Annotated in this window: 18 protein-coding genes and 1 tRNA gene; 14 read left to right on the top strand and 5 right to left on the bottom strand. The window is 68.4% G+C overall.

All coding sequences use genetic code 11. The annotated features are described in order from the left end of the window. Positions 1-20 precede the first annotated feature (20 nt). The 3 genes from OZ671_RS24270 (at position 21) to OZ671_RS24280 (ending at position 1,627) form a co-directional block, all read left to right on the top strand. Positions 21-404, top strand: coding sequence for a phasin (locus OZ671_RS24270; RefSeq protein WP_268863109.1), 384 nt, complete (start codon positions 21-23; stop codon positions 402-404). 375 nt (positions 405-779) lie between these two features. After that, on the top strand, positions 780-1,286 hold the full coding sequence (locus OZ671_RS24275; RefSeq protein WP_038302157.1) for a phasin: 507 nt from the start codon (positions 780-782) through the stop codon (positions 1,284-1,286). Between the two features lie 265 nt (positions 1,287-1,551). Next, positions 1,552-1,627 (top strand) — tRNA-His (locus tag OZ671_RS24280). 43 nt (positions 1,628-1,670) lie between these two features. On the opposite strand, the gene OZ671_RS24285 is transcribed toward OZ671_RS24280, so the two are convergent. From OZ671_RS24285 to OZ671_RS24305, 5 genes are all read right to left on the bottom strand, one after another. After that, on the bottom strand, positions 1,671-3,116 hold the full coding sequence (locus tag OZ671_RS24285) for a TolC family protein (protein WP_268863110.1): 1,446 nt from the start codon (positions 3,114-3,116) through the stop codon (positions 1,671-1,673). 215 nt (positions 3,117-3,331) lie between these two features. Then, positions 3,332-5,440, bottom strand: coding sequence for an FUSC family protein (locus OZ671_RS24290; RefSeq protein ID WP_268863111.1), 2,109 nt, complete (start codon positions 5,438-5,440; stop codon positions 3,332-3,334). Further along, positions 5,415-6,476, bottom strand: coding sequence for a multidrug transporter subunit MdtN (mdtN, locus tag OZ671_RS24295; protein ID WP_268863112.1), 1,062 nt, complete (start codon positions 6,474-6,476; stop codon positions 5,415-5,417). The genes OZ671_RS24290 and mdtN overlap by 26 nt, the downstream gene beginning before the upstream one ends. Further along, positions 6,476-6,778, bottom strand: coding sequence for a YtcA family lipoprotein (locus OZ671_RS24300; protein ID WP_268863113.1), 303 nt, complete (start codon positions 6,776-6,778; stop codon positions 6,476-6,478). The genes mdtN and OZ671_RS24300 overlap by 1 nt, the downstream gene beginning before the upstream one ends. A gap of 168 nt (positions 6,779-6,946) precedes the next feature. After that, positions 6,947-8,035: a TRAP transporter substrate-binding protein gene (locus tag OZ671_RS24305; protein ID WP_038302162.1), complete on the bottom strand. Its 1,089-nt coding sequence runs from the start codon at positions 8,033-8,035 to the stop codon at positions 6,947-6,949. A 308-nt stretch (positions 8,036-8,343) separates the two neighbouring features. Here OZ671_RS24305 and OZ671_RS24310 point away from each other — a divergent pair, with 308 nt between their 5' ends. The 11 genes from OZ671_RS24310 to OZ671_RS24360 all read left to right on the top strand — a co-directional run bounded on the left by OZ671_RS24310 (position 8,344) and on the right by OZ671_RS24360 (position 20,283). After that, positions 8,344-9,120, top strand: a complete 777-nt coding sequence (locus tag OZ671_RS24310) for a helix-turn-helix domain-containing protein (RefSeq protein WP_268863114.1) — start codon at positions 8,344-8,346, stop codon at positions 9,118-9,120. 114 nt (positions 9,121-9,234) lie between these two features. Next, positions 9,235-10,395: an acyl-CoA dehydrogenase family protein gene (locus OZ671_RS24315; RefSeq protein ID WP_268863115.1), complete on the top strand. Its 1,161-nt coding sequence runs from the start codon at positions 9,235-9,237 to the stop codon at positions 10,393-10,395. Between the two features lie 14 nt (positions 10,396-10,409). Beyond that, a complete protein-coding gene (locus OZ671_RS24320; protein ID WP_268863116.1) occupies positions 10,410-11,075 on the top strand; it encodes a glutathione S-transferase family protein in 666 nt (221 codons plus the stop codon). A gap of 140 nt (positions 11,076-11,215) precedes the next feature. Beyond that, on the top strand, positions 11,216-12,838 hold the full coding sequence (locus OZ671_RS24325) for an acyl-CoA carboxylase subunit beta (protein ID WP_268863117.1): 1,623 nt from the start codon (positions 11,216-11,218) through the stop codon (positions 12,836-12,838). A gap of 26 nt (positions 12,839-12,864) precedes the next feature. Continuing rightward, entirely contained in the window at positions 12,865-14,850 is a 1,986-nt protein-coding gene (locus tag OZ671_RS24330) for an acetyl-CoA carboxylase biotin carboxylase subunit (RefSeq protein WP_268863118.1), read from the top strand. A gap of 38 nt (positions 14,851-14,888) precedes the next feature. Continuing rightward, complete coding sequence (locus OZ671_RS24335) at positions 14,889-15,662, top strand: enoyl-CoA hydratase/isomerase family protein (RefSeq protein ID WP_268863119.1); 774 nt, start codon at positions 14,889-14,891, stop codon at positions 15,660-15,662. 129 nt (positions 15,663-15,791) lie between these two features. After that, entirely contained in the window at positions 15,792-16,655 is an 864-nt protein-coding gene (locus OZ671_RS24340; protein WP_268863120.1) for a 3-keto-5-aminohexanoate cleavage protein, read from the top strand. A 98-nt stretch (positions 16,656-16,753) separates the two neighbouring features. Then, on the top strand, positions 16,754-17,629 hold the full coding sequence (locus OZ671_RS24345; protein ID WP_268863121.1) for a branched-chain amino acid ABC transporter permease: 876 nt from the start codon (positions 16,754-16,756) through the stop codon (positions 17,627-17,629). A gap of 4 nt (positions 17,630-17,633) precedes the next feature. Then, complete coding sequence (locus OZ671_RS24350) at positions 17,634-18,710, top strand: branched-chain amino acid ABC transporter permease (protein ID WP_268863122.1); 1,077 nt, start codon at positions 17,634-17,636, stop codon at positions 18,708-18,710. Next, on the top strand, positions 18,707-19,495 hold the full coding sequence (locus tag OZ671_RS24355; RefSeq protein WP_268863123.1) for an ABC transporter ATP-binding protein: 789 nt from the start codon (positions 18,707-18,709) through the stop codon (positions 19,493-19,495). Before OZ671_RS24350 ends, OZ671_RS24355 begins: the two co-directional genes overlap by 4 nt. Then, on the top strand, positions 19,492-20,283 hold the full coding sequence (locus OZ671_RS24360; protein WP_268863124.1) for an ABC transporter ATP-binding protein: 792 nt from the start codon (positions 19,492-19,494) through the stop codon (positions 20,281-20,283). Before OZ671_RS24355 ends, OZ671_RS24360 begins: the two co-directional genes overlap by 4 nt.

The following is a 20,283-nucleotide window of genomic DNA, read 5'->3' on the forward strand; positions in this document are numbered from 1 at the left end:
AGGCTGAGTCGGAGGGTCACATGGTCGCCAAGGCACCAGTTTCCTACGAAATTCCGCTGGAAATGCGCGAATTTGCCGACAAGAGCGTCGAACAGGCCCGCAAGGCCTTCGACGGTTTCGTCGGCGCCGCCCAGCGGACCGTCGCCGCCATGGAAGGATCGGGCGAGACCGTCCAGTCCGGCGCCCGCGGGATCGGTCGCAAGGCGATCGAATTCGCCGAGGCCAATGTCGCCGCGAGCTTCGCCTTTGCCCAGCGCCTGGTGCGGGCGACCGACATGGTCGAGGTGATGCGCATCCAGGCCGAATTCCTGGAAAAGCAGATGGCCGCCATGAACGCCCAGGCCCAGGAGCTCGGCGCGACGCTGGCCGGCGGGCCGAAGACGTCCCGCGGCGGTAAGGCGTGATCGGGGCGAACAGCAAATAGCGAGTGGGTGATGCGCGACGCGACGCGCGAAAGCCCCGACCTCTGGGCTGCCCGCTCCTGCCCTATTCGCTATTCCCTATTCCCTATTTGCCATTTTGCGACGCAGCGGAAATCCGCCCGCTGACGTTGGGGCAACTGCGCGCAATTGCACGGGCGCAAGGCTTTGCCGGCACAATTGCGGCCGTCTGCTCTTTTGTGCAATGCAATAATTATTGCGCCGCACAATAAATCTCGCTACAAGGAAGGGCAACATCGGCCCCACGAGACCTGGGGCCGGTTCGCCCGGACAAGCCGCAGCTTCAGGGGGAGCGCTTGCCGGAGCCTCGATGTTCGATTCCCCGAGAGGAAATGCGACATGAGCCAGGCTGCCAAGACCGCCAAATCCGAAACCGCCGCTGCGACCTCGTCGTTCCCGGCGTTCGAAATGCCGAAATTCGATGCCAGCGCCTTCGACCTGTCGAAGGTCGAGGTGCCCGCCGCGCTGCGTGAGACCGCCGACAAGGTCGTCGTCCAGCTCAAGGACGGCTATGCCAAGCTGAAGGCCGCCGCCGAAGAGACCACCGACCTGCTCGAAGACACCTACGCCACCGCTTCGACCGGCGTGAAGGACTTCAACCTGAAGGCCCTGGAAGCTGCCCGCGCCAATCTCAACGCCGGCTTCGACCATGCGCGCGATCTGATGGGGGTGAAGACGCTCGCCGAAGTCGTCGAGCTGCAGTCGGCCTATCTGCGCAAGCAGTTCGAGACGTTCCAGGCCCAGGCCAAGGAACTCTCCGCCATTGCCCAGAAGGTGGCGACCGACACCGTCGAGCCGGTCAAGGAGAAGGTCGAGAAGGCCTTCAAGACCGCCGCCGCGAAGTAATTTCCCGGGCTCGTCCCGGACAGGTGATTGCGGGCGCCTGAAGCCGGCGCCCCCGTTCCTCCCAGAGGCCGCGTTCCTTGCAGCACGCGGCCTGACCTCCAAGGCCCGGGCGATCCGCCTGGGCCTTTTTTCTTGACGCCTTTCCGCCGGCAATGCGGAAAAACCGGCTGCCTTTCGTTTTCACCCCGCCGGGCTCTCTTGCAATGGCCGGCCCTTCGGACTACTAGGGTCCGCGTCGAGCCGGCGACCCGCCGCCCGACACTGTGCAGCCGTAGCTCAATCGGTAGAGCGCCAGATTGTGGCTCTGGAGGTAGCTGGTTCGAAGCCAGCCGGCTGTACCACCCTTCCCCTCATCGTCGGATCCGGTGCGCCAGAGCCTTCCGCCTACAGGCGCGAGGGCGACAGCCGGTTGGTCAGCGTTCCCGTGGCAAAGGCGATGGTCGCCGCCGCGATCAGCGCGTCGCTATGCGCCTTGGCCTTGGCGAGGCGCGCCTGCATCAGCCCGTTCTGGGCGATCGTCGCTTCCGTGATCGTGCCGAGCCCCTGCTTGTAGTAGTCGAGCGTCGCGGCGCTGGTGGTCTGTGCCGCAGCGGTGAGCTCGCTCGCCGCGGCATGGGCGGCGAGGCTGGTGCGCAGGACCTCGTAGGCGAGCACGATCTGGCGGGCCGCGGCATTCTCGACCAGCCGCAGGTCCTGTTCCGTGGCCGCGACCCGCGCCTCGGCGGCGCGCAGCTGGGCATCGCGCAGGCCGCCGTCATAGATCGGCACGCTCAGCCCGAGCAGCAGCGACATGTTGGGCGAGGAGACATTGACGTTGGCGGGAATCGGCAGGCGGCTGTCGCGCACCGACAGGCTGCTCCAGTTGTGATTGGCCGAGCCGAGCAGGGCGACCTGCGGCATGAAGTCGGCGCGTGCCCGGGCGACGTTCTGCCGGCTCGCCGCGACCCGCGCGAAAGCGACCTGGACATCGGGCCGGCGGCGGAGCGATGCCTCGATCATCCGGTTGAGGTCGGCCGGGAAGGTGCGTGGCAGCGGCCGCGCGCTGATATCCTGGACCTGGATGACGAGGGTCGGCGACACGCCCATGGCTTCCAGCAGGGCGTGGTAGGTGTCGCGCGCCTGGCCCTCGGCCTGGGTCAGCTGAAGCTGGGCCTGGGCGACCTGCTGGCGAGCCTGGGCCACCTCGATGGCCGTGCCGATGCCGCGTGCGAGCCGCGCCTTGGCGGCTTCGTGGACGAGCCGTGTCGACTGCACCGCCTCGCGGCCGACCCGGACCTGCACGCGCGTGGCGGTCAGGGCGAAGAAGGCCTTGCTGACGTCGAAGATCAGCTTCTGGTGCGTGCCGTTGAAGGTGACATTGGCGGCGATCGACAATTGCCGCGCGCTTTCGGCCACCGCCTCGCGCCGGCCGAAATCGAACAGCAGCCATTTCACCGTGAGCGAGGGGATGAACTCGCGGCCCTGCACGGTGACCGTACCGCCCGGCACGATGATGGAAGACTGGACGCCGCCCTGCAGCACGTCGGTGCCGGCCTGGGTGCTCGAATCGACCGAAACGCCCGGCACGGCCTGCGTGGAGCGCTGGTAGCCGGCGATGACGTCGGCGGTCAGCACCGGCAGGAAGGTCGCGCGCGCCGCGCCGACCGCAAGCGCCGCTTCGCGCGCCCGTTCCCAGGCCGCCCGCGTGGCCGGATTGGCCATCTGCGCGATGTCGATGAGCTCGGGCAGGCTGTAGGTGTGGCGCGGGTCGATCTCAGGCCGGGCGACATTGACCGGCAGCGCCGGGTTGGGGGCAAGGCCGAAATCCGGGCCGCGGGCGCTGACGGGCACGGCCCGCGGTTCCGCCGGAACGACGCGCGCCTCGGCCGCCGGGCTGGGCCCGGCCTGAGCCTGGCCGGCCGTATCGGCCTGCTCGCCCCGCCACGGGGTCTGCGGGCTTTCCGGGGCAAGAACCAGGGAGGATGCGGCGCAGCCGCCCAGGAGCAAGGCCAAGCCCCACGCAAAACTTGCCTGCCCCGCCTGCCTTGCTCGCCGCCTCGACCGCATCAGACACTCACCGCAACCAGATCCGCCCGTTCCGCCGTCGCTCCAAATCGTCTCAATTGACCGTCTAGGTCACGATAGAGGGCGAGCCGCCGCCCAAGCTCGGCCTGCACCTCCGCTGGCAGGCTCCCAGCCTTGGCGAAGGCGGCCTCGACGGCCCCGAGCGAGCCCGACCAGGCTGGCCATTCGGCAGCCGGACGTCCCTCTGTGATAGCCAGTGCATAGGCCGCCAGCCAGTTTGTCACCTGCTTCTGGTAGGTTTCCGCGGCGTCTTGCACAGGTTTTGGCGCGTGGGCCGCCCAGGCGAGCGATGGCGGATGCTCGGCCAGCACGAAAAAAGGCGCGGCCAGCGCCTCGATGCCGGCCAGGGCCGAATCGGTCGCCGCCAGCGCGGCACCGCCCATGCGCACGCCGCTCGGTTCGAAATCGAGGTACTGGCGGCCGCGCCGCGCCTTGGCGAGCGTCGTGTGGAAACGCTCGGCGGCGAGCGCGGCCGGATCCGGCGCCGCGCCGGCGGGGCGGACGAGGTCGGCCAGCGCGCCGAGCGCCGTGCCAACGGCGCTGCGGATCGCCGGCCCGATGCTTTCGGGCCAGACATTGGAGAAGACCACGGTCATCACGACATTGCCGATGAGGATGCCGATGACGCGGTCGCGGGCCGTCGCTAGCTCGAAGCTCGGGCCGAAAGAATTGAGCGTGCACAGGAAGAAAGCCAGCGCGATCTGCCAGCCCATATAGGAAATGCGTTCGCTGCCGACCGCGATCCAGGCGGCGGCGAAGCTCACCGCGCCGACCAGCAGGGCGAACTCTCCGACGTCCGTCATATGCGGCATGAGGAAGATGATCGAGCCGAGTCCGAGCGCGCCGCCGATCAGCGCCCCGCTGATGCGCAGCGTCAGCTTGTGGATGGTCTCGCCAAGACTCGACAGCGCCACGAAGAAGCAGGTGACGAGCGCCGTGTGCACGTTGAACCAGTCGAGCGAAGTGTAGAGCAGATAGCAGATGACCACGGCGAGCATGGTCCTGAGCGCGAACCGGACATAGGTCGGGTTGGTGAAGGCGTCCGGCTGGAGGAAGGGCTCGGCCGGCCCGGCGCCCGGATCGACCGGCTCGTGGCCGGGCCCCAGTGCCCGGCCGATTGCCGCGACGAGCCCGGCCATGTCGGCGAGCGCCGCCGGCTGCGGCCCGGCATGGAAGGCGAAGAACGGCCGGTCGACAACCGCCGGCTCCGCGGATGGCAGCTCTTGGCCGGACCTGATGGCCCGGGCGGCCGCCGCGCAGGGGTCGGCCAGCAGGGTCAGCACCGGCGGCAGGACAGCCTCCGGTCCCGCCCTCCCGGCTACCGCGCCGGCCAGTACCATCAGCCGGTAGCTGAGGCCGAGCAGTTCGCCGAGCCGGCGCGCCTGGCGCACCGGCAAGCTGGTCAGCAGGCCCGCGAGCTTCTGCAGCTTGCGCGCCTCGCCGTTGCCCTCGCCGAGCAGTTCCATCAGCCGCTCGCGCGCCTGCGGGCCGCCGTCGCGGAACAGCGCGGCGACGGCTTCGAGCCGCATCGCCACGACGTCGCGCAAGGCCTCGCCTGGGCTGCGGCCGCCGACGAGATTGACCAGGATCAGCAGGCACATCGGCACCAGCACGACGATCCACATCCAGACCAGCGCCCGGATCAGCAGTTCCGGGATCGGCACCAGGTCGAACAGGGTCATCACGAAGGCGAGCACGAAGCCGACCGTGCTCGCCACCGGCCCCAGCTTGCTGGCGCGCGCGAAGAACATGCCGACGAAGGTGAAGACCGCCATGAGGATCAGGCGGATCATGGGGTCGTCGGCCGAGGCCATGATGAAGACGATGCCGATCGCGATGCCGACGGCGGCTCCGACGATCAGCGCGATGCCCATCATGGTCGAGGTGCCGGCATCGTCCTTGGCGGCAAAGAAGATCAGGTAGCCCGAGATGGCCGCTTCCGGCACCTGGAAGGTCATGGTGACGAGCACCACGCCCACGCACATGATGGCCATGCGCAAGGCGAGGCCGAGCCGCCCGGGATAGGGCCTCAGCTCGTCGCGAAGGACGGTCAGGACCGGCAGGTCAATGACGGGCCGGTTCTGTGCCATGAGACGCCTGACCCGCGCTCAGCACCACCACGGAGGACGCGCCGATGCGCATGAGGTCCTCGGGCGGATCGTGCAGATGGATATAGACGGGATAGCGCTTGGCGACCCGGACCCAGTTGAGCGAGCGCGAGATGACCGGAATGCCGAGAAGATTGATCGACTCGTCCGAACGCACGCCCCAGCCGATGGCGCGCACCGCGCCGCGGATGACCCGGTTGCGGTCGGCCATGACGAAAACCTCGGCCTCACTGCCGATCCGGATATTGCCGAGATCGGATTCGCGGAAATTGGCCACCGCCTCCCAACGCGTCGTGTCGATCAGGGTGAACACGCTCTGGCCGGTCAGGACATATTCGCCGGCGGCGCGGGTCAGGCCGACGATCTTGCCGTCGAAGGGAGCGCGGACCACCGTGTTCTGCAGGTCGCGCTCGGCCAGCGCCGCCGCGGCGGTGGCGACCGCGAGCTGCGCCTGGCGCGTTTCCAGCGTGCCGATGATCTGGGTCGCGGCCTTCGACTGCTGCAGGGCCTGCTGCAGGCTGACATCGGCGTCGCGCCGCGCGGTGCGCGCCTGGTCGACCTGCTGGGCCGAGACGAAGCCGCGCGGCAGCAGCGGCTCCAGCCGCGCCAGGGTCTGCTCGGCAAGCTGCAGGTTGGCGCGCGCGCGCCGGATCTGCTCCTCGGCGATCTCGGCATTGGTCTTCATGGAGGCGATGTTGCGACCGCCCTGGGCGACTTCCGCCTCCGCCGCCCGCACCTCGGCGCGCGCCTGGTCGAGCCGCAGCCGGTAGGGTTCCGGATCGATCTCGAACAGGATGTCGCCGCGCTTGACGCTCGCATTGTTCTCGACGCGGAAGGCGATGATCCGGCCGGGGACGTTGGACGACACGTTGACGATCGGCGCCTCGATCTCGGCGGCGTCGGTGCGCGGCCGGCGGTCCATGTCGCCGAGCGCCCAATAGGCGGCGACGACGCCGCCGGCAATGATCGCCCAGCCGATGGCCTTGCCGGCGAAACGAAACGCGGGCGAGCGCGCCATCAGCCGGGGCTCCCGCCGAACCAGAGCGACCAGAGGCCGACCGCCGCCATCAGCGCCAGGCTCGCATAGACGATGAGGCGGACGGGCAGCACTTCGTCGAGGCCGATGACGATGAACAGTTTGCGCACGGCCACCGCGACGACCACGCCGAGGATCGCGCAGACGATCCAGGCGGGGAAATACGAGCCGAAAAAGACGAAGGTCGGCGCGGCGGGCGGGCGATCGCAGCCGGCGAGCGGCATCGGCAGGCAGGATATGAGGCCGAACCGGGGAAGAAGCGGTCCCCGCGCCCAAGGCCGCATGTGGCTCTGCCCGGCACCCGTCATCGATCGGCGCGTCGCTCCCACGAGAATCACCCCGACCATTCTTAATGAATGATCAGGCGACACGCCATGTCGCCGGCAAACCGACGCGAGCCCACGGAAACGGAAGCGGGCCGCCGCGCCGGCGGCGGCCCGCGAGACCTCTGGTCAGCGGCGGGCGCGCTGACGGATCATGAAGGCGTCATAGGTGAACTCGGCCACCTGCCACCACAGATACTGGTCGTTCCGGGTGGCGACCATGGCGTCGTAGATCTTCTTGAAGTCCGGATTCTTGGCGCTGATCTCGGCGTAGAGCTCGTTGGCGGCGTTGTAGCAGACCTCCATCACCTCCTGCGGGAAGGGACGGAGCTGCGTGCCGGCGGCCACCAGGCGACGCAGCGCCTGCGGGTTCTGCAGGTCGTACTTGCCCTGCATGAGGATGGTGGCATTGGCGCAGGCATTGTTCAGCGCGGCCTGATAGGCCTTCGGCAGCGAGTTCCACTTCTCCAGATTGATGTAGACGTGGACGGCCGGGCCGCCTTCCCACCAGCCGGGATAGTAGTAGAACGGCGCGACCTTGTTGAAGCCGAGCTTTTCGTCGTCATAGGGGCCGACCCACTCGGCGCCGTCGATCGTGCCGCGCTCGAGCGCGGGATAGATGTCGCCGCCGGCGAGCTGCTGCGGCACCACGCCGAGCTTCTGCAGCACCTGGCCGGTAATGCCGGCAATGCGCATCTTCAGGCCGTTGAGATCGGCCGGCGTCTTGATCTCCTTGCGGAACCAGCCGCCCATCTGGGCGCCGGTGGAACCGGCCTGGATCGCGTGGAAATTGTATTTCTTGTAGAACTCGTTGAACAGCGCGTCGCCGCCGCCCTGGGCGAGCCAGGCGTTCATCATGCGCGAGTTGAGGCCGAAAGGAATCGACGTGCCGATGGCGAAGGTCGGGTCCTTGCCGACATAATAATACGAGCAGGTGTGGCAGGATTCGACCGAACCGTTGGTGACCGCGTCGGCCGCCTGCAGACCCGGGACGATCTCGCCGGCGGCGAAGACCTGGATCTGGAACTTGTTGTCGGTCATTTCCGCGACCTGCTTGGCCACGTTCTCGGCGCCGCCATAGATCGTGTCGAGCGACTTCGGGAAGCTGGACGTCATCCGCCACTTGATCTCGGGCGCGGACTGGGCCACCGCGGGGGCGGCAACCGCGGTCGCGGCCAGACCGGCCCCGGTCGCGGCAATGAAGTGGCGGCGTTTCATCGGCATTCCTCCTGGGATCCCCTATCAGCCGGCTCGTCTGCCGGCCGGTCGCGCCATAGATCATTCGAACCGCCCGCAAATCAAGGCCCCGCGCGCCGTTCTGGTGCGCGAATCGCTAAAATTGGCAAAGCACTGAAAACCGATGTGAAAGCCGCGGCGGCACGATGCCGGCCGCGCCGCTGCCATTTGCCGGACTGGCGGGCCCCTGCGGAAGGCTTATAGTCCTTTGGTCGAACACCAAGAAGAACAAGGCCAGGCTATCGGGAGGACGGCGCATGGAAGGCGGCAAGCCCTGTTCGGAGCGATTCATGCTCTACGGTCCGGACCGGGTCTTCTATGCCGGGCTGCTCGGCCGGCCGCGCAAGCGCACCTCCGGCGCCCTGATGCTCTACGCCTCGATGGACGGCATGCTCGAACTGACCGTCGAAGGCGAGCCGACCCGCACGGTCGAGGCCGCCGTGGTGATGCCGAACACCATGCACAGCGTGAGCAGCGACCGCCTCTCGGTCGCCTGCGTGCTGATCGAGCCGGAAACGATCGAGCGCGCCGCGCTCGCGCAGCTGGCGGCGACGGCGGCCGCCACGCCGGAAGCTGAACTTGCCGGCCGCATCCGCACCGCCTACCGCGCCTTCCGCCACCGGCCGGCGCGCCACGACATCACGCCCGCCGAATTCGACACCGTCATCTTCGGCGCGCCGCTGCCGCAGCGCCGCTTCGACCCGCGCATTGCCCGGGTGCTGGACGAAATGCGCGCCCAGCCCGGCAACGTCCTGCCGGCAAGCCATTGCGCCGCGGCGGCGAACCTGTCCGTGTCGCGCTTCCTGCACCTGTTCAAGGCGGAAACCGACGTGTCGTTCCGCGCGCTCAGGGCCTGGAAGCGCGCCCGGCACCTGCTCAACTTCGCCAACGAGGCGATCAACATGGCGCATCTGGCGCTCGATATCGGCTATCCCGATTCGACCCATTTCAGCCATTCGATCCGCCGCTTCTACGGCCTGAAGCCGCGCGCGATCTTCTCCGGCTCGCGCGAGCTCGACATCTTCCGCAACGCGGCCGTCCCGCTCGAACATCATCCGCCGGCCTGACCGGAGCCGCGCCCGAGCGCGCATCGGCGCGCGTGACCACTGAACGCAAGCCGAAGGCTGACGTTAACGGCAAGCTCTGGCCGATCCTCAGCCCTAACGATTGTGGAACCGGCCATGCTCGACACGCCCGAACACGAAGAGGTCCGGCGCAGCCTGCAGAAATTCATCGCCACCGAGGTCAACCCTCATGTCGACGAATGGGAGAAGGCCGGCATCTTCCCGGCCCACACGCTGTTCAAGAAGCTCGGCGATCTCGGCTTTCTCGGCCTCAACAAGCCGGTCGAATATGGCGGCCAGGGCCTCGACTATTCCTTCTCGCTCCTGATGGCCGAAGAGCTCGGCATGATCCGCTGCGGCGGCGTGCCGATGGCGATCGGCGTGCAGACCGACATGGCGACCCCGGCGCTCGCGCGCTTCGGCTCCGACGCGGTACGGCGGGAGTTCCTCGCGCCTTCGATCAGCGGCGACTACGTCGCCTGCCTCGGCGTCTCGGAACCCGGCGCGGGCTCCGACGTCGCCTCGATCAGGACCAGCGCCCGCTCCGACGGCGACGACTACGTCATTTCCGGCGGCAAGATGTGGATCACCAACGGCACCCAGGCCGACTGGATCTGCCTGCTCGCCAATACCGGCGATGGCCCGGTCCACCGCAACAAGTCGCTGATCTGCGTGCCGATGAAGACGAAGGGCGTCGAGATCGCCCGCAAGCTCGACAAGATGGGCATGCATTCGTCGGACACCGCCCAGATCTTCTTCGACAATGTCCGCGTGCCCAAGCGCAACCGCATCGGCGAGGAGGGCATGGGCTTCACCTATCAGATGCTGCAGTTCCAGGAAGAGCGCCTGTGGGGCGCCGCGGCGAGCCTCAAGGCCAACGAATTCCTGATCGAGGCGACCATCGACTACACCCGCCAGCGCAAGGCGTTCGGCCAGTCGATCCTGGACAACCAGGTGGTGCATTTCCGGATCGCGGAGCTGGCGACCGAGGTCGAGCTGCTGCGCTCCCTGGTCTACCGGGCCGGCGCGCTCTACCTCAAGGGCGAGGATGTCACGCGGCTCGCCACCATGGCCAAGCTCAAGGCCGGCCGGCTCAACCGCGAGCTGACCGACGCGCTGCTGCAATATTGGGGCGGCATGGGCTTCATGAACGAAACCCCGGTCAGCCGCGCCTATCGCGACAGCCGCCTGACCTCGATCGGCGGCGGCGCGGACGAGGTCATGCTCGGCGTGCTCTCGAAGATGATGGGCATCCTGCCCGGAACCAGCAAGACCTGACGGACCGGCCGACCATGATCCAGCTCTACCATTGCGCCAGCGCGCGGTCGTTCCGCCCCTTGTGGATGCTGGAGGAGATGGGGCTTCCCTATGCGTTGAAGATGCTGCCCTTCCCGCCGCGGGTCTTCGCCAAGGACTATCTGGAGCTCAACCCGCTCGGCACCATTCCCCTCATGGTCGACGGCGGGACGCGGATGACCGAGTCGGCCGCGATCTGCCACTATCTCGGCGTCAGGCACGGGCCGACCCCGCTCGTGGTCGGGCCGGACGAGGCCGATTACGGCGCCTATCTCAACTGGCTGCATTTCGGCGAGGCGACGCTGACCTTCCCGCAGACGCTGGTGCTGCGCTATTCGCGCCTGGAGCCGCCGGAGCGGCGCAGCGCCCAGGTCGCCGAGGACTATGCCCGCTGGTTCCTCGGCCGGCTGCGTGCCGTCGACCGGGTGGTGGCGGGCCAGGAGACGCTCGCCGCCGGCCGGTTCACCGGCGCCGACATCTCGGTCGGCTATGCCCTGCTGCTCGCCGAAATCCTCGACCTTGCCGACCAGTTCGTGCCGGAGACCCGCGACTACTGGGCAAGGCTCAAGACCCGGCCCGCCTTCGTCCGCGCCATGACGGCGCAGGCCGAAGCCGCAGCCAAGGCCGGGCTGCCCGAAGGGCTGCCGATCCCGAAGGCTTAGCGCGCGGCCGCGCCACCGCGCCGCGCCAGACCCGGCCGGACAGCCACTCGACACAAGACGGGCGAGGCCGCCGCTCGCCAGTCTTGGCGCCGAGCCCTTCGCTTCTTCCCGCAACTCTTTTCGTCCAAGGGGGCCACCCTATGGCCGTCATCGAAACCATGCTGTCGCCGGGCGCGGAAAGCTTTCGCGCCAATCGCGACGGCATGCTGGCCCTGATCGACAAGGTCCGGCTCGTCGAGGAGCGCACCCGCACCGCCTCGGCGGCGGCCCGGACCCGCTTTCACGAGCGCGGCCAGCTGCTGCCGCGCGAACGGATCGCCCTGCTGCTCGATCCCGGCGCGCCGTTCCTCGAGCTCGCGACGCTTGCCGGCTACATGATGGACGTGCCCGATCCCGACAAGAGCGTGCCGGGCGGCGGCGTCATCGCCGGCATCGGCTTCGTTGCCGGCGTGCGCTGCATGATCAGCGCCAGCGATTCCGGCATCGATGCCGGCGCGCTGCAGCCGATGGGCCTCGACAAGCAGCTGCGCGTGCAGGAGCTGGCGCTGGAGAACCGCCTGCCCTACCTGCAGCTGGTCGAAAGCGCCGGCGCCAACCTGATGCGCTACCGGGTCGAGGATTTCGTCCGCGGCGGCAACATCTTCCGCAACCTCGCCCGGCTGTCGGCGGCGGGCCTGCCGGTCGTCACCGTCACCCACGGTTCCTCGACCGCGGGCGGGGCCTATCAGACCGGCCTTTCGGACTATATCGTCATGGTGCGCGGCCGCACCCGCGCCTTCCTGGCCGGACCGCCGCTGCTCAAGGCGGCGACCGGCGAGATCGCGAGCGAGGAGGAGCTCGGCGGGGCGGAGATGCACACCGCCATTTCCGGCCTCGGCGACTATCTCGCCGAGGATGACCGCGACGCGCTGCGCCTCGCGCGCGACATCATGGCCGGCCTCGACTGGAACAAGGATGCGCGGCCGGCGGCGCGCCGGCCGTTCCTGCCGCCGCGCTACGACGCCGAGGAGCTGATCGGCATCATGCCGATGGACGGCAAGCGCCCGGTCGACATGCGCGAGGTGATCGCCCGCATCGTCGACGATTCGGACTTCGTCGCCTTCGGCGAGAATTACGGCCCCGGCACCGTCTGCGGCCATGCCGCGATCGAGGGCTTTTCGGTCGGCATCATCACCAACAACGCCCCGATCGATCCGGCCGGCGCCAACAAGGCGACCCATTTCATCCAGGCCTGCTGCCAGTCGAGAACGCCCATCCTCTATCTCAACAACACGACCGGCTACATGGTCGGCCGCGCCTATGAGGAGGCCGGCATGATCAAGCACGGCTCCAAGATGATCCAGGCGGTGACCAGCGCGACCGTGCCGCAGATCACGCTCTATTGCGGCGCCTCCTACGGCGCCGGCAATTACGGCATGTGCGGCCGCGGCTTCCATCCGCGCTTCTGCTTCTCCTGGCCCAATGCCCGGACCGCCGTGATGGGCGGCGAGCAGGCAGCCGAAACCATGGCGATCGTCACCAAGGCCGCGGCCGCGCGGCGCGGCAGGCCGGTGGACGAGGCCCAGCTCGGCAAGCTGAAGAGCGACATCGTCGATCTGTTCGAGCGGCAGATGGACGTCTTCACCACCAGCGCCAAGCTGCTCGACGACGGCGTCATCGACCCGCGCGATACCCGCGCCGTGCTGGCGGAAACGCTTGCCATCTGCCGCGAGGCGGAGGAACGCCGGCCGGCGCCGATGCAGTTCTCGGTGGCGCGGCCATGAGAACGGCGATCAGAGACGAGGCAGCCATGGCAACAGCCCGAACGGTCACCGGACCGACACCGTTCCGCACCGTGCTCGTCGCCAACCGGGGCGAGATCGCGCTGCGCATCATGCGTACCGCGCGCCGCGCCGGCTACGGCGTGGTGGCGGTCTATTCCTCCGCCGATGCCGGCGCCCGGCATGTCGAGATGGCCGACCGCGCCGTGCACATCGGCGAGGCGCTGCCGAGCCAGTCCTATCTCGCCATCGACCGGATCATCGCCGCCGCGCGGGAGGCCGGCGCCGATGCCGTACATCCCGGCTACGGCTTCCTTGCCGAGAATGCCGCCTTCGCCAGGGCCTGCCGCGAGGCCGGCCTCGTCTTCATCGGCCCCTCGCCGGAGGCGATCGAGGCCATGGGCAACAAGGCCGGGGCCAAGGCGATCATGGCGGAGGCCGGCGTCCCCGTCGTGCCCGGCTACCAGGGCGAGGACCAGAGCCCCGCGCGCCTCGCGGCGGAGGCCGAACGGATCGGCTATCCCGTCATGATCAAGGCGGTGGCCGGCGGCGGCGGCCGCGGCATGCGGCTCGTCACCGAGGCCGGGCGCCTGGCCGATCTGCTCGCCCAGGCGAAATCGGAGGCGAGCCACGCCTTCGGCGATCCGACGGTGATCCTGGAACGGGCCATCGTCGATCCGCGCCATATCGAGATCCAGGTGTTCGGCGACCGCCACGGCGGCGCCGTGCATCTCGGCGAGCGCGACTGCTCGGTGCAGCGCCGCCACCAGAAGCTCGTCGAGGAAGCGCCCTCGCCCGCCGTGTCGCCCGAGCTGCGCGCCGCCATGGGCGAAACCGCGGTCAACGCCGTGAGGGCGCTCGGCTATGAGGGCGCCGGCACGCTCGAATTCCTGCTCGACCGCACGGGCGCCTTCTACTTCATGGAAATGAACACGCGCCTGCAGGTCGAGCATCCGGTGACCGAGCTGATCACCGGGCTCGACCTCGTCGAATGGCAGTTCAGGATCGCCGCGGGCGAAAGGCTGCCGCTCGACCAGGAGGCGATCCGCTTTGCCGGCCATGCGATCGAGGTCAGGCTCTGCGCCGAGGATCCGGCCGACGATTTCATGCCGCAGTCCGGGCGCATCGCCCATTGGGCCATGCCTGAGACCCTGCGGGTGGAAACGGCCGTCGGCGCCGGCAGCGAGGTGCCGCCCTTCTACGATTCGATGATCGCCAAGGTGATCGCCCATGGCGCGAGCCGGGAGGAGGCCCGCCGCAAGCTGAGCCACGGCCTCGCCCAGGCGGCCGTGCTGGGCCTGAAGACCAATCAGGGCTTCCTGGCACGGACGCTCGACCATCCGGTCTTCGCCGCAGGCGAAGCGACGACCGGCTTCGTCGCCCGCCATGCCGGTGAGCTGACCCGCCGGCCACAGCCCGGCCTGCCGCTGCCGGTGGCCGCCGCGCTCGTTCTCTACGCGACCGATACCGCGTCGGCCCATCGCGGCACGGCCCGCCATCTCGGCCCGCCGCTGCCGGTGCCGATGCTGATCGAGGTCGAGGGCGAAACGGCCGAAGTCGGTGTCTTCAGGGCGCGCGACGGCCGGCATCACGTGGTGTTCGGCGGCGAGGAATTCGCATTGCGGATCGTGGCCGTCGAACCGAACGGTCTCGGTCTCGACCGCGATGGCACGATCAGCCGGATCGTCTATGCCCGCGACGGCGCGATGCTCGCGCTGCAAAGCGGCGCCGATGCGGTCACCATCCGCGACCTCACCCGCGCCCCGGCCGCGGCGGCCGGCGCCGAGGCGGGCGACGGCCGGCTGCTCGCCGCCATGACCGGCCGGATCGTTGCGGTGCATGTGGCGGCCGGCGACACGGTGGTCGCCGGCCAGCCGATCGTGACGCTGGAGGCGATGAAGATGGAACATGTCCATACCGCCCCGGCCGCCGGCCGGCTGGCCGAGATCGTGGTCGCGCCCGGCGAGCAGGTCACCGCCCACCGGCTGATCGCGCGGATCGAGCCCGGCGCCTAGAGCGGCGGCGGGACACCTGTCATCGAGGAGGTTTGCCGATGTCCGACACGGTTCTCATCGACAAGCGCGGCCCGGCGCTGTGGATCACCATCAACCGGCCCGACCGGCGCAACGCCCTCAATGGAGAGATGATCGCCGGCATCGCCAGAGGCTATGGCGAGGCCCATGCCGACGACACGGTGCGCGCCATCGTGCTGACCGGCGGCGGCGACAAGGCTTTCTGCGCCGGCGCCGATCTCACCGGCGGCCAGGCCGCCTTCCGCGACCTCGCCAAGCCGAACAGCGACTATGCCGACCTGCTGCGGCTCGCCCAGAACGCCACCAAGCCGTCGATCGCGCGGGTCAACGGCGTCTGCATGGCCGGCGGCATGGGCCTCCTGTGCATGACCGACATGGCGGTCGCCGCCGACAGTGTCGTGTTCGGCCTGCCGGAGGTGAAGGTCGGCGTCTTCCCGATGCAGGTGCTGAGCCTTTTGCAGGTGACCGTGCCGCGGCGCATCGTCAACGAATGGTGCCTGACCGGCGAACCCTTCGACGCGGCCGAGGCGAAGGCGGCCGGCCTCGTCAACCACGTCGTGCCGGCGGCCGAGCTCGACGCCAAGGTCGACTGGCTGATCGGGCGGCTCGCCGACAAGTCGCCGACCGCCATCCGGCGCGGCAAATATGCCATGCGCGCCATCGCCGCCATGTCGTTCGACGAGGCGATCGCCTACACCGAGGCACAGATCGCCCTGACCGCGGCGACCGAAGATGCCCGCGAGGGCGTCGCCGCCTTCGTCGAAAAGCGCAAGCCGAACTGGACCGGACGCTGACGCCCGGGGGGCTGCGACACTTCGCCCGGCGGCGCCGCGACTAGCCGCTTAACACAAGACAGGCCCCGGCGCGGCTGAAACCATCGACAGGCTGGCGCATGGCAACCGGGGCATAGAGCAAGAACGGTCATGAGCGACAAGGCGATCATCACCTGCGCGCTGAACGGCGTGCTGACCGACCCGAAACAGCATGCCGTGCCGGTGACGCCGGCCGAGATGGCGGCCGAGGCCCGCCGCGCCTTCGAGGCGGGCGCCTCGGTCATGCACATCCACCTGCGCCAGCAGGGCGAGGGCAAGGGCCATCTGCCGTCCTGGGATCCGGCGCTCTCGGCCGAGGTGCAGGCGGCGATCCGCGCGGCCTGCCCCGGTGTCATCATCAACCACACCTCGGGCGTCGTCGGTCCGGACTTTTCGGGCGCGCTCGCCTGCATCGCCGAGACCCGGCCCGAAATGGCCGCCTGCAATGCCGGCTCGCTCAACTATCTCAAGGTGAAGGCGGATGGCACCTGGGCCTGGAAGCCCATGCTGTTCGACAACCCCGTCGAAAAGATCAAGGCCTATCTCGACGTGATGGCTGCGGCCGGCACGCTGCCGGAGTTCGAATGTTTCGATGTCGGCATCGCGCGCTGCGTCGCCATGTATTCGCAGGTCGGCATGGTGAAGGGTCCGCTCCAGTACAACTTCGTCATGGGCGTGGAATCCGGCATGCCCGCCGATCCCGACCTCCTGCCGATCCTCCGGCGGCTCAAGGCGGCGGACGCCAACTGGCAGGTCACCGCCATCGGCCGCGCCGGCATCTGGCCGCTGCACCGGGCCTGCGCCGAACAGGGCGGCCATCTGCGGTCCGGCCTCGAGGACACCTTCTACCTGCCCGACGGCGCGAAGGTTGCGTCGAACGGCGCCTTGATCGAACAATTGGCCGCCTATGTACGAGATGCGGGGCGCGAGGTTGCGAGCCCCGCCGAAGCGCGCAGGCTCTTGAAGCTGCAATAACCCCGCTGCCCGAAAGCCGGACCAACCGGCACGGGCAGACGGAACGATCCAAAAAAATCCGAGATGGGAACGCCGACAGAGCGAGGGGGACCACAAGCTTGCAGATCGTTCAGCTGCTGATCAGCGGCCTGGCGCAGGGGTGCATCTACGGCCTGATCGCGCTCGGCTTCGTGCTGATCTACAAGGCGACCGAGACCGTCAACTTCGCCCAGGGCGAGCTGATGATGATCGGCGCCTTCGCCGGCCTGTTCGCCGCCACCACGCTCGGCCTGCCCTACTGGCTGGTCATCCTGTTCGCCATGGCCGCCACCGCCGCGGTCGGCTATTGCCTCGAGCGCGTCGTCCTGAGGCCGGTCCTCGGCCATCCGGCCTTCGCCGTGGTCATGGTGACCATCGGCCTCAGCTATATGGGCCGCGGCCTCGTCACCATGCTCCCGGTGGTCGGCACCGACACCCACAGCCTGCCGGTGCCGTTCCGCGGCGAGACCTATCGGCTCGGCGGCCTGGTGATCAGCGCCGAGCACATCGTCATCATCGTGACCACGTTCGCGCTCTGCGCCCTGCTCGCCGCGGTGTTCCGCTACACCAAGGTCGGCGTCGCCATGCAGGCCATGTCGCAGAACCAGCTCGCCGCCTACTACATGGGCATTCCGGTGAAGCGGCTGTCCAGCCTGATCTGGGCGATCAGCGCCGGTGTCGCGGCGATCGCCGGCATCCTGCTCGCGCCGCTCACCTTCATCCACGCCAATATGGGCCTCATCGGCATCAAGGCGTTCCCGGCGGCGGTCATCGGCGGCTTCACCAGCCTGCCTGGCGCGATCGTCGGCGGCCTGATCATCGGCGTCGTCGAGTCCTTTGCCGGCTTCTACCTCATGGAAGGCTTCAAGGACGTCGCCGCCTTCGTCGTCGTGCTCGCCATGCTGGTGTTCAAGCCCACCGGCCTGTTCGGCGAAACCGCCCGCAAGAAGGTGTGACGCCATGCGCTTCATCTTCAAGACCCGCTACGAGCAGGACATCAACCTGATCCAGCATGGCGGCCAGCTGTTCTGGTACGGGCTGCTCGTCGTCGCCCTGCTCGCCCTGCCGCTCGCCGCCTCGCCCTATTTCCTCAGCCAGGTGAGCCAGGTGTTCATCTATGTGCTGATCGCCTATGGGCTGATGCTGCTTGCCGGCTTCACCGGCCAGATGTCGCTCGGCCATGCGGCCTTCATGGCGGTCGGCGCCTATACGGAAGCGGTGCTCGCCATTGCCGGCTGGCCGTTCTTCCTGTCGACGGCGGTCGCCGGCCTGCTCGCCGCCGCCGTCGGCGTCATCATCGGCCTGCCGGCGCTGCGCGTGCGCGGCCTCTATCTCGGCATCGCGACACTCGCCTTCGGCACCATCGTCGAGGAGATCATCGCCCGCGCCGAGCCGATCACCGGCGGCAATGCCGGCCTGATGGTGCCGCCGATCCAGCTGTTCGGCCTGCGCTTCGCCGACGGCGTGCCGTTCTACTACCTCGCCCTCGCCTTCGCGATCGGCGGCGCGCTCATCCTGATCAACCTGCTGCGCTCGCCGACGGGCCGCGCCTTCGTCGCCATCCGCGACTCGGAGATCTCGGCGCAGAGCATGGGCGTGCATCTTGCCACCTACAAGACGCTGTCCTTCGCCATCAGCGCCGCCTTTGCCGGCGTCGGCGGCGCGCTCTACGCCCACAATATCCGCTTCCTGTCGCCCGACCAGTTCACCGTCATCCAGTCGATCGAGCTCCTGATGATGGTGGTGATCGGCGGCCTCGGCTCGATCCACGGCGCGGTGTTCGGCGCCATCTTCCTGATCGCGCTGCCGCAGGCGATCAACGCCTCGAAACCGTTCCTGCCGGCCGCGCTCGCCGAAGCCACCGGCCTGCAGCCGACCGTCTTCGGCCTGGTGCTGATCCTCATGGTGCTGTTCGAGCCGCTCGGCATCTACGGCGCCTGGCTCAAGTTCCGGGCCTATTTCGACCTGTTCCCGTTCTACCGGCAGGGCATGTTCCGCCGGCAGAAGGCCTTCCAGAAATCGGACCGGCTGAAATGACGGAACCCCTGTTCGAAGCGAAAGGCCTGTCGGTCCAGTTCGGCGGCCTGAAAGCCGTCGACAATGTCGGCTTCAGCGTCGACAAGGGCGAGGTCTTCACGATCATCGGCCCGAACGGTGCCGGCAAGACCACCGTCTTCAACATCATCAGCCGGATCTACGATCCGAGCGCCGGCGCCATCAGCTTCGAAGGCCGCGACATCACCGGCGTCGCGCCGCACAAGATCGCCGGGCTCGGCATCGCCCGCACCTTCCAGAACATCGAGCTGTTCGAGCAGGCGACCGTCCTGCAGAACCTCTTGATCGGCGCCCATGTGCACCGCACCACCTACCCGCTCGCCGAGGCGCTGTTCCTGCCCTCGGTGAAGCGCGCGGAGGTGCGCCTGCGCGAGCATGTCGAGGAGATCATCGACTTCCTCGACCTCGCCGTCCACCGCGACAGCATGGTGGCGGGCCTGCCCTATGGCGCGCGCAAGGTGGTCGAGCTCGGCCGGGCGCTGGCGATCCGGCCGAAGCTGCTGCTGCTCGACGAACCTTCCTCCGGCCTCAATGTCGAGGAGACCGAGGACATGGCCTTCTGGATCGAGGACATCACCAAGGACCTCGGCATCACCGTCATCATGGTGGAGCACGACATGACGCTGGTCTCGCGCGTCTCCGACCGGGTGCTGGCGATCAACCAGGGCCGCGTCCTCGCGCTCGGCACGCCCGACGCGGTGCAGAGCCACCCGGCCGTCGTCGAGGCCTATCTCGGCCGGACCGAGCCCGAGGCGGTGCCGGCATGACCCGTCCCGTGTCGACCAGCGAACCGATCCTGACGCTCGCCAATGTCGAGGCCGCCTATGGCGCGGTGAAGGCCATCCGCGGCGTCTCCCTGTCGGTGCCGAAGGGCGCGATCGTCACCGTGCTCGGCGCCAATGGCGCCGGCAAGACCACCATCCTGAAGACGATCTCGGGCATTCTCGATCCGCAGAAGGGCACGATCACCTTCAAGGGCCAGGCGATCGACCGCCGCGACCCGGCCGAGATCGTCCGCCTGGGCCTCGGCCATTCGCCCGAAGGGCGCGAAGTGTTTCCGCTGCTCTCGGTGCGCAACAACCTGCTGATGGGCGCCTATACGCGCGCCGACCGCGACGAGGTGGCGCGCGACCTCGAACTGGTGGAGGGCTATTTCCCGATCCTGAAGGAGCGCGCGAGCCAGGAGGCCGGGCTCCTGTCCGGCGGCCAGCAGCAGATGCTCGCCATTTCCCGGGCGCTGATGTCGCGGCCCGATCTGCTGCTGCTCGACGAGCCCTCGCTCGGCCTGTCGCCGAAGCTCACCCAGGAGATCTTCTCGATCGTCAAGAGGGTCAACCGCGAGCGCGGGGTCACCATGCTGCTGGTCGAGCAGAACGCCGCCATGGCCCTGGAAACCGCCGATTTCGGCTACATCCTCGAACAGGGCCGGATCGTCATGGAAGACACCACGGCGCGGCTGCGCGAAAAGGACGACGTGAAGGAATTCTACCTCGGCATGAAGCAGGCCGGCGTGCGCGGCGAGCGGCGCTGGAAGAAGAAGAAGATGTGGCGCTGA

The sequence above is a fragment of the Phreatobacter sp. AB_2022a genome, from assembly GCF_026847585.1.
In the GTDB taxonomy this organism is placed as follows: domain Bacteria; phylum Pseudomonadota; class Alphaproteobacteria; order Rhizobiales; family Phreatobacteraceae; genus Phreatobacter.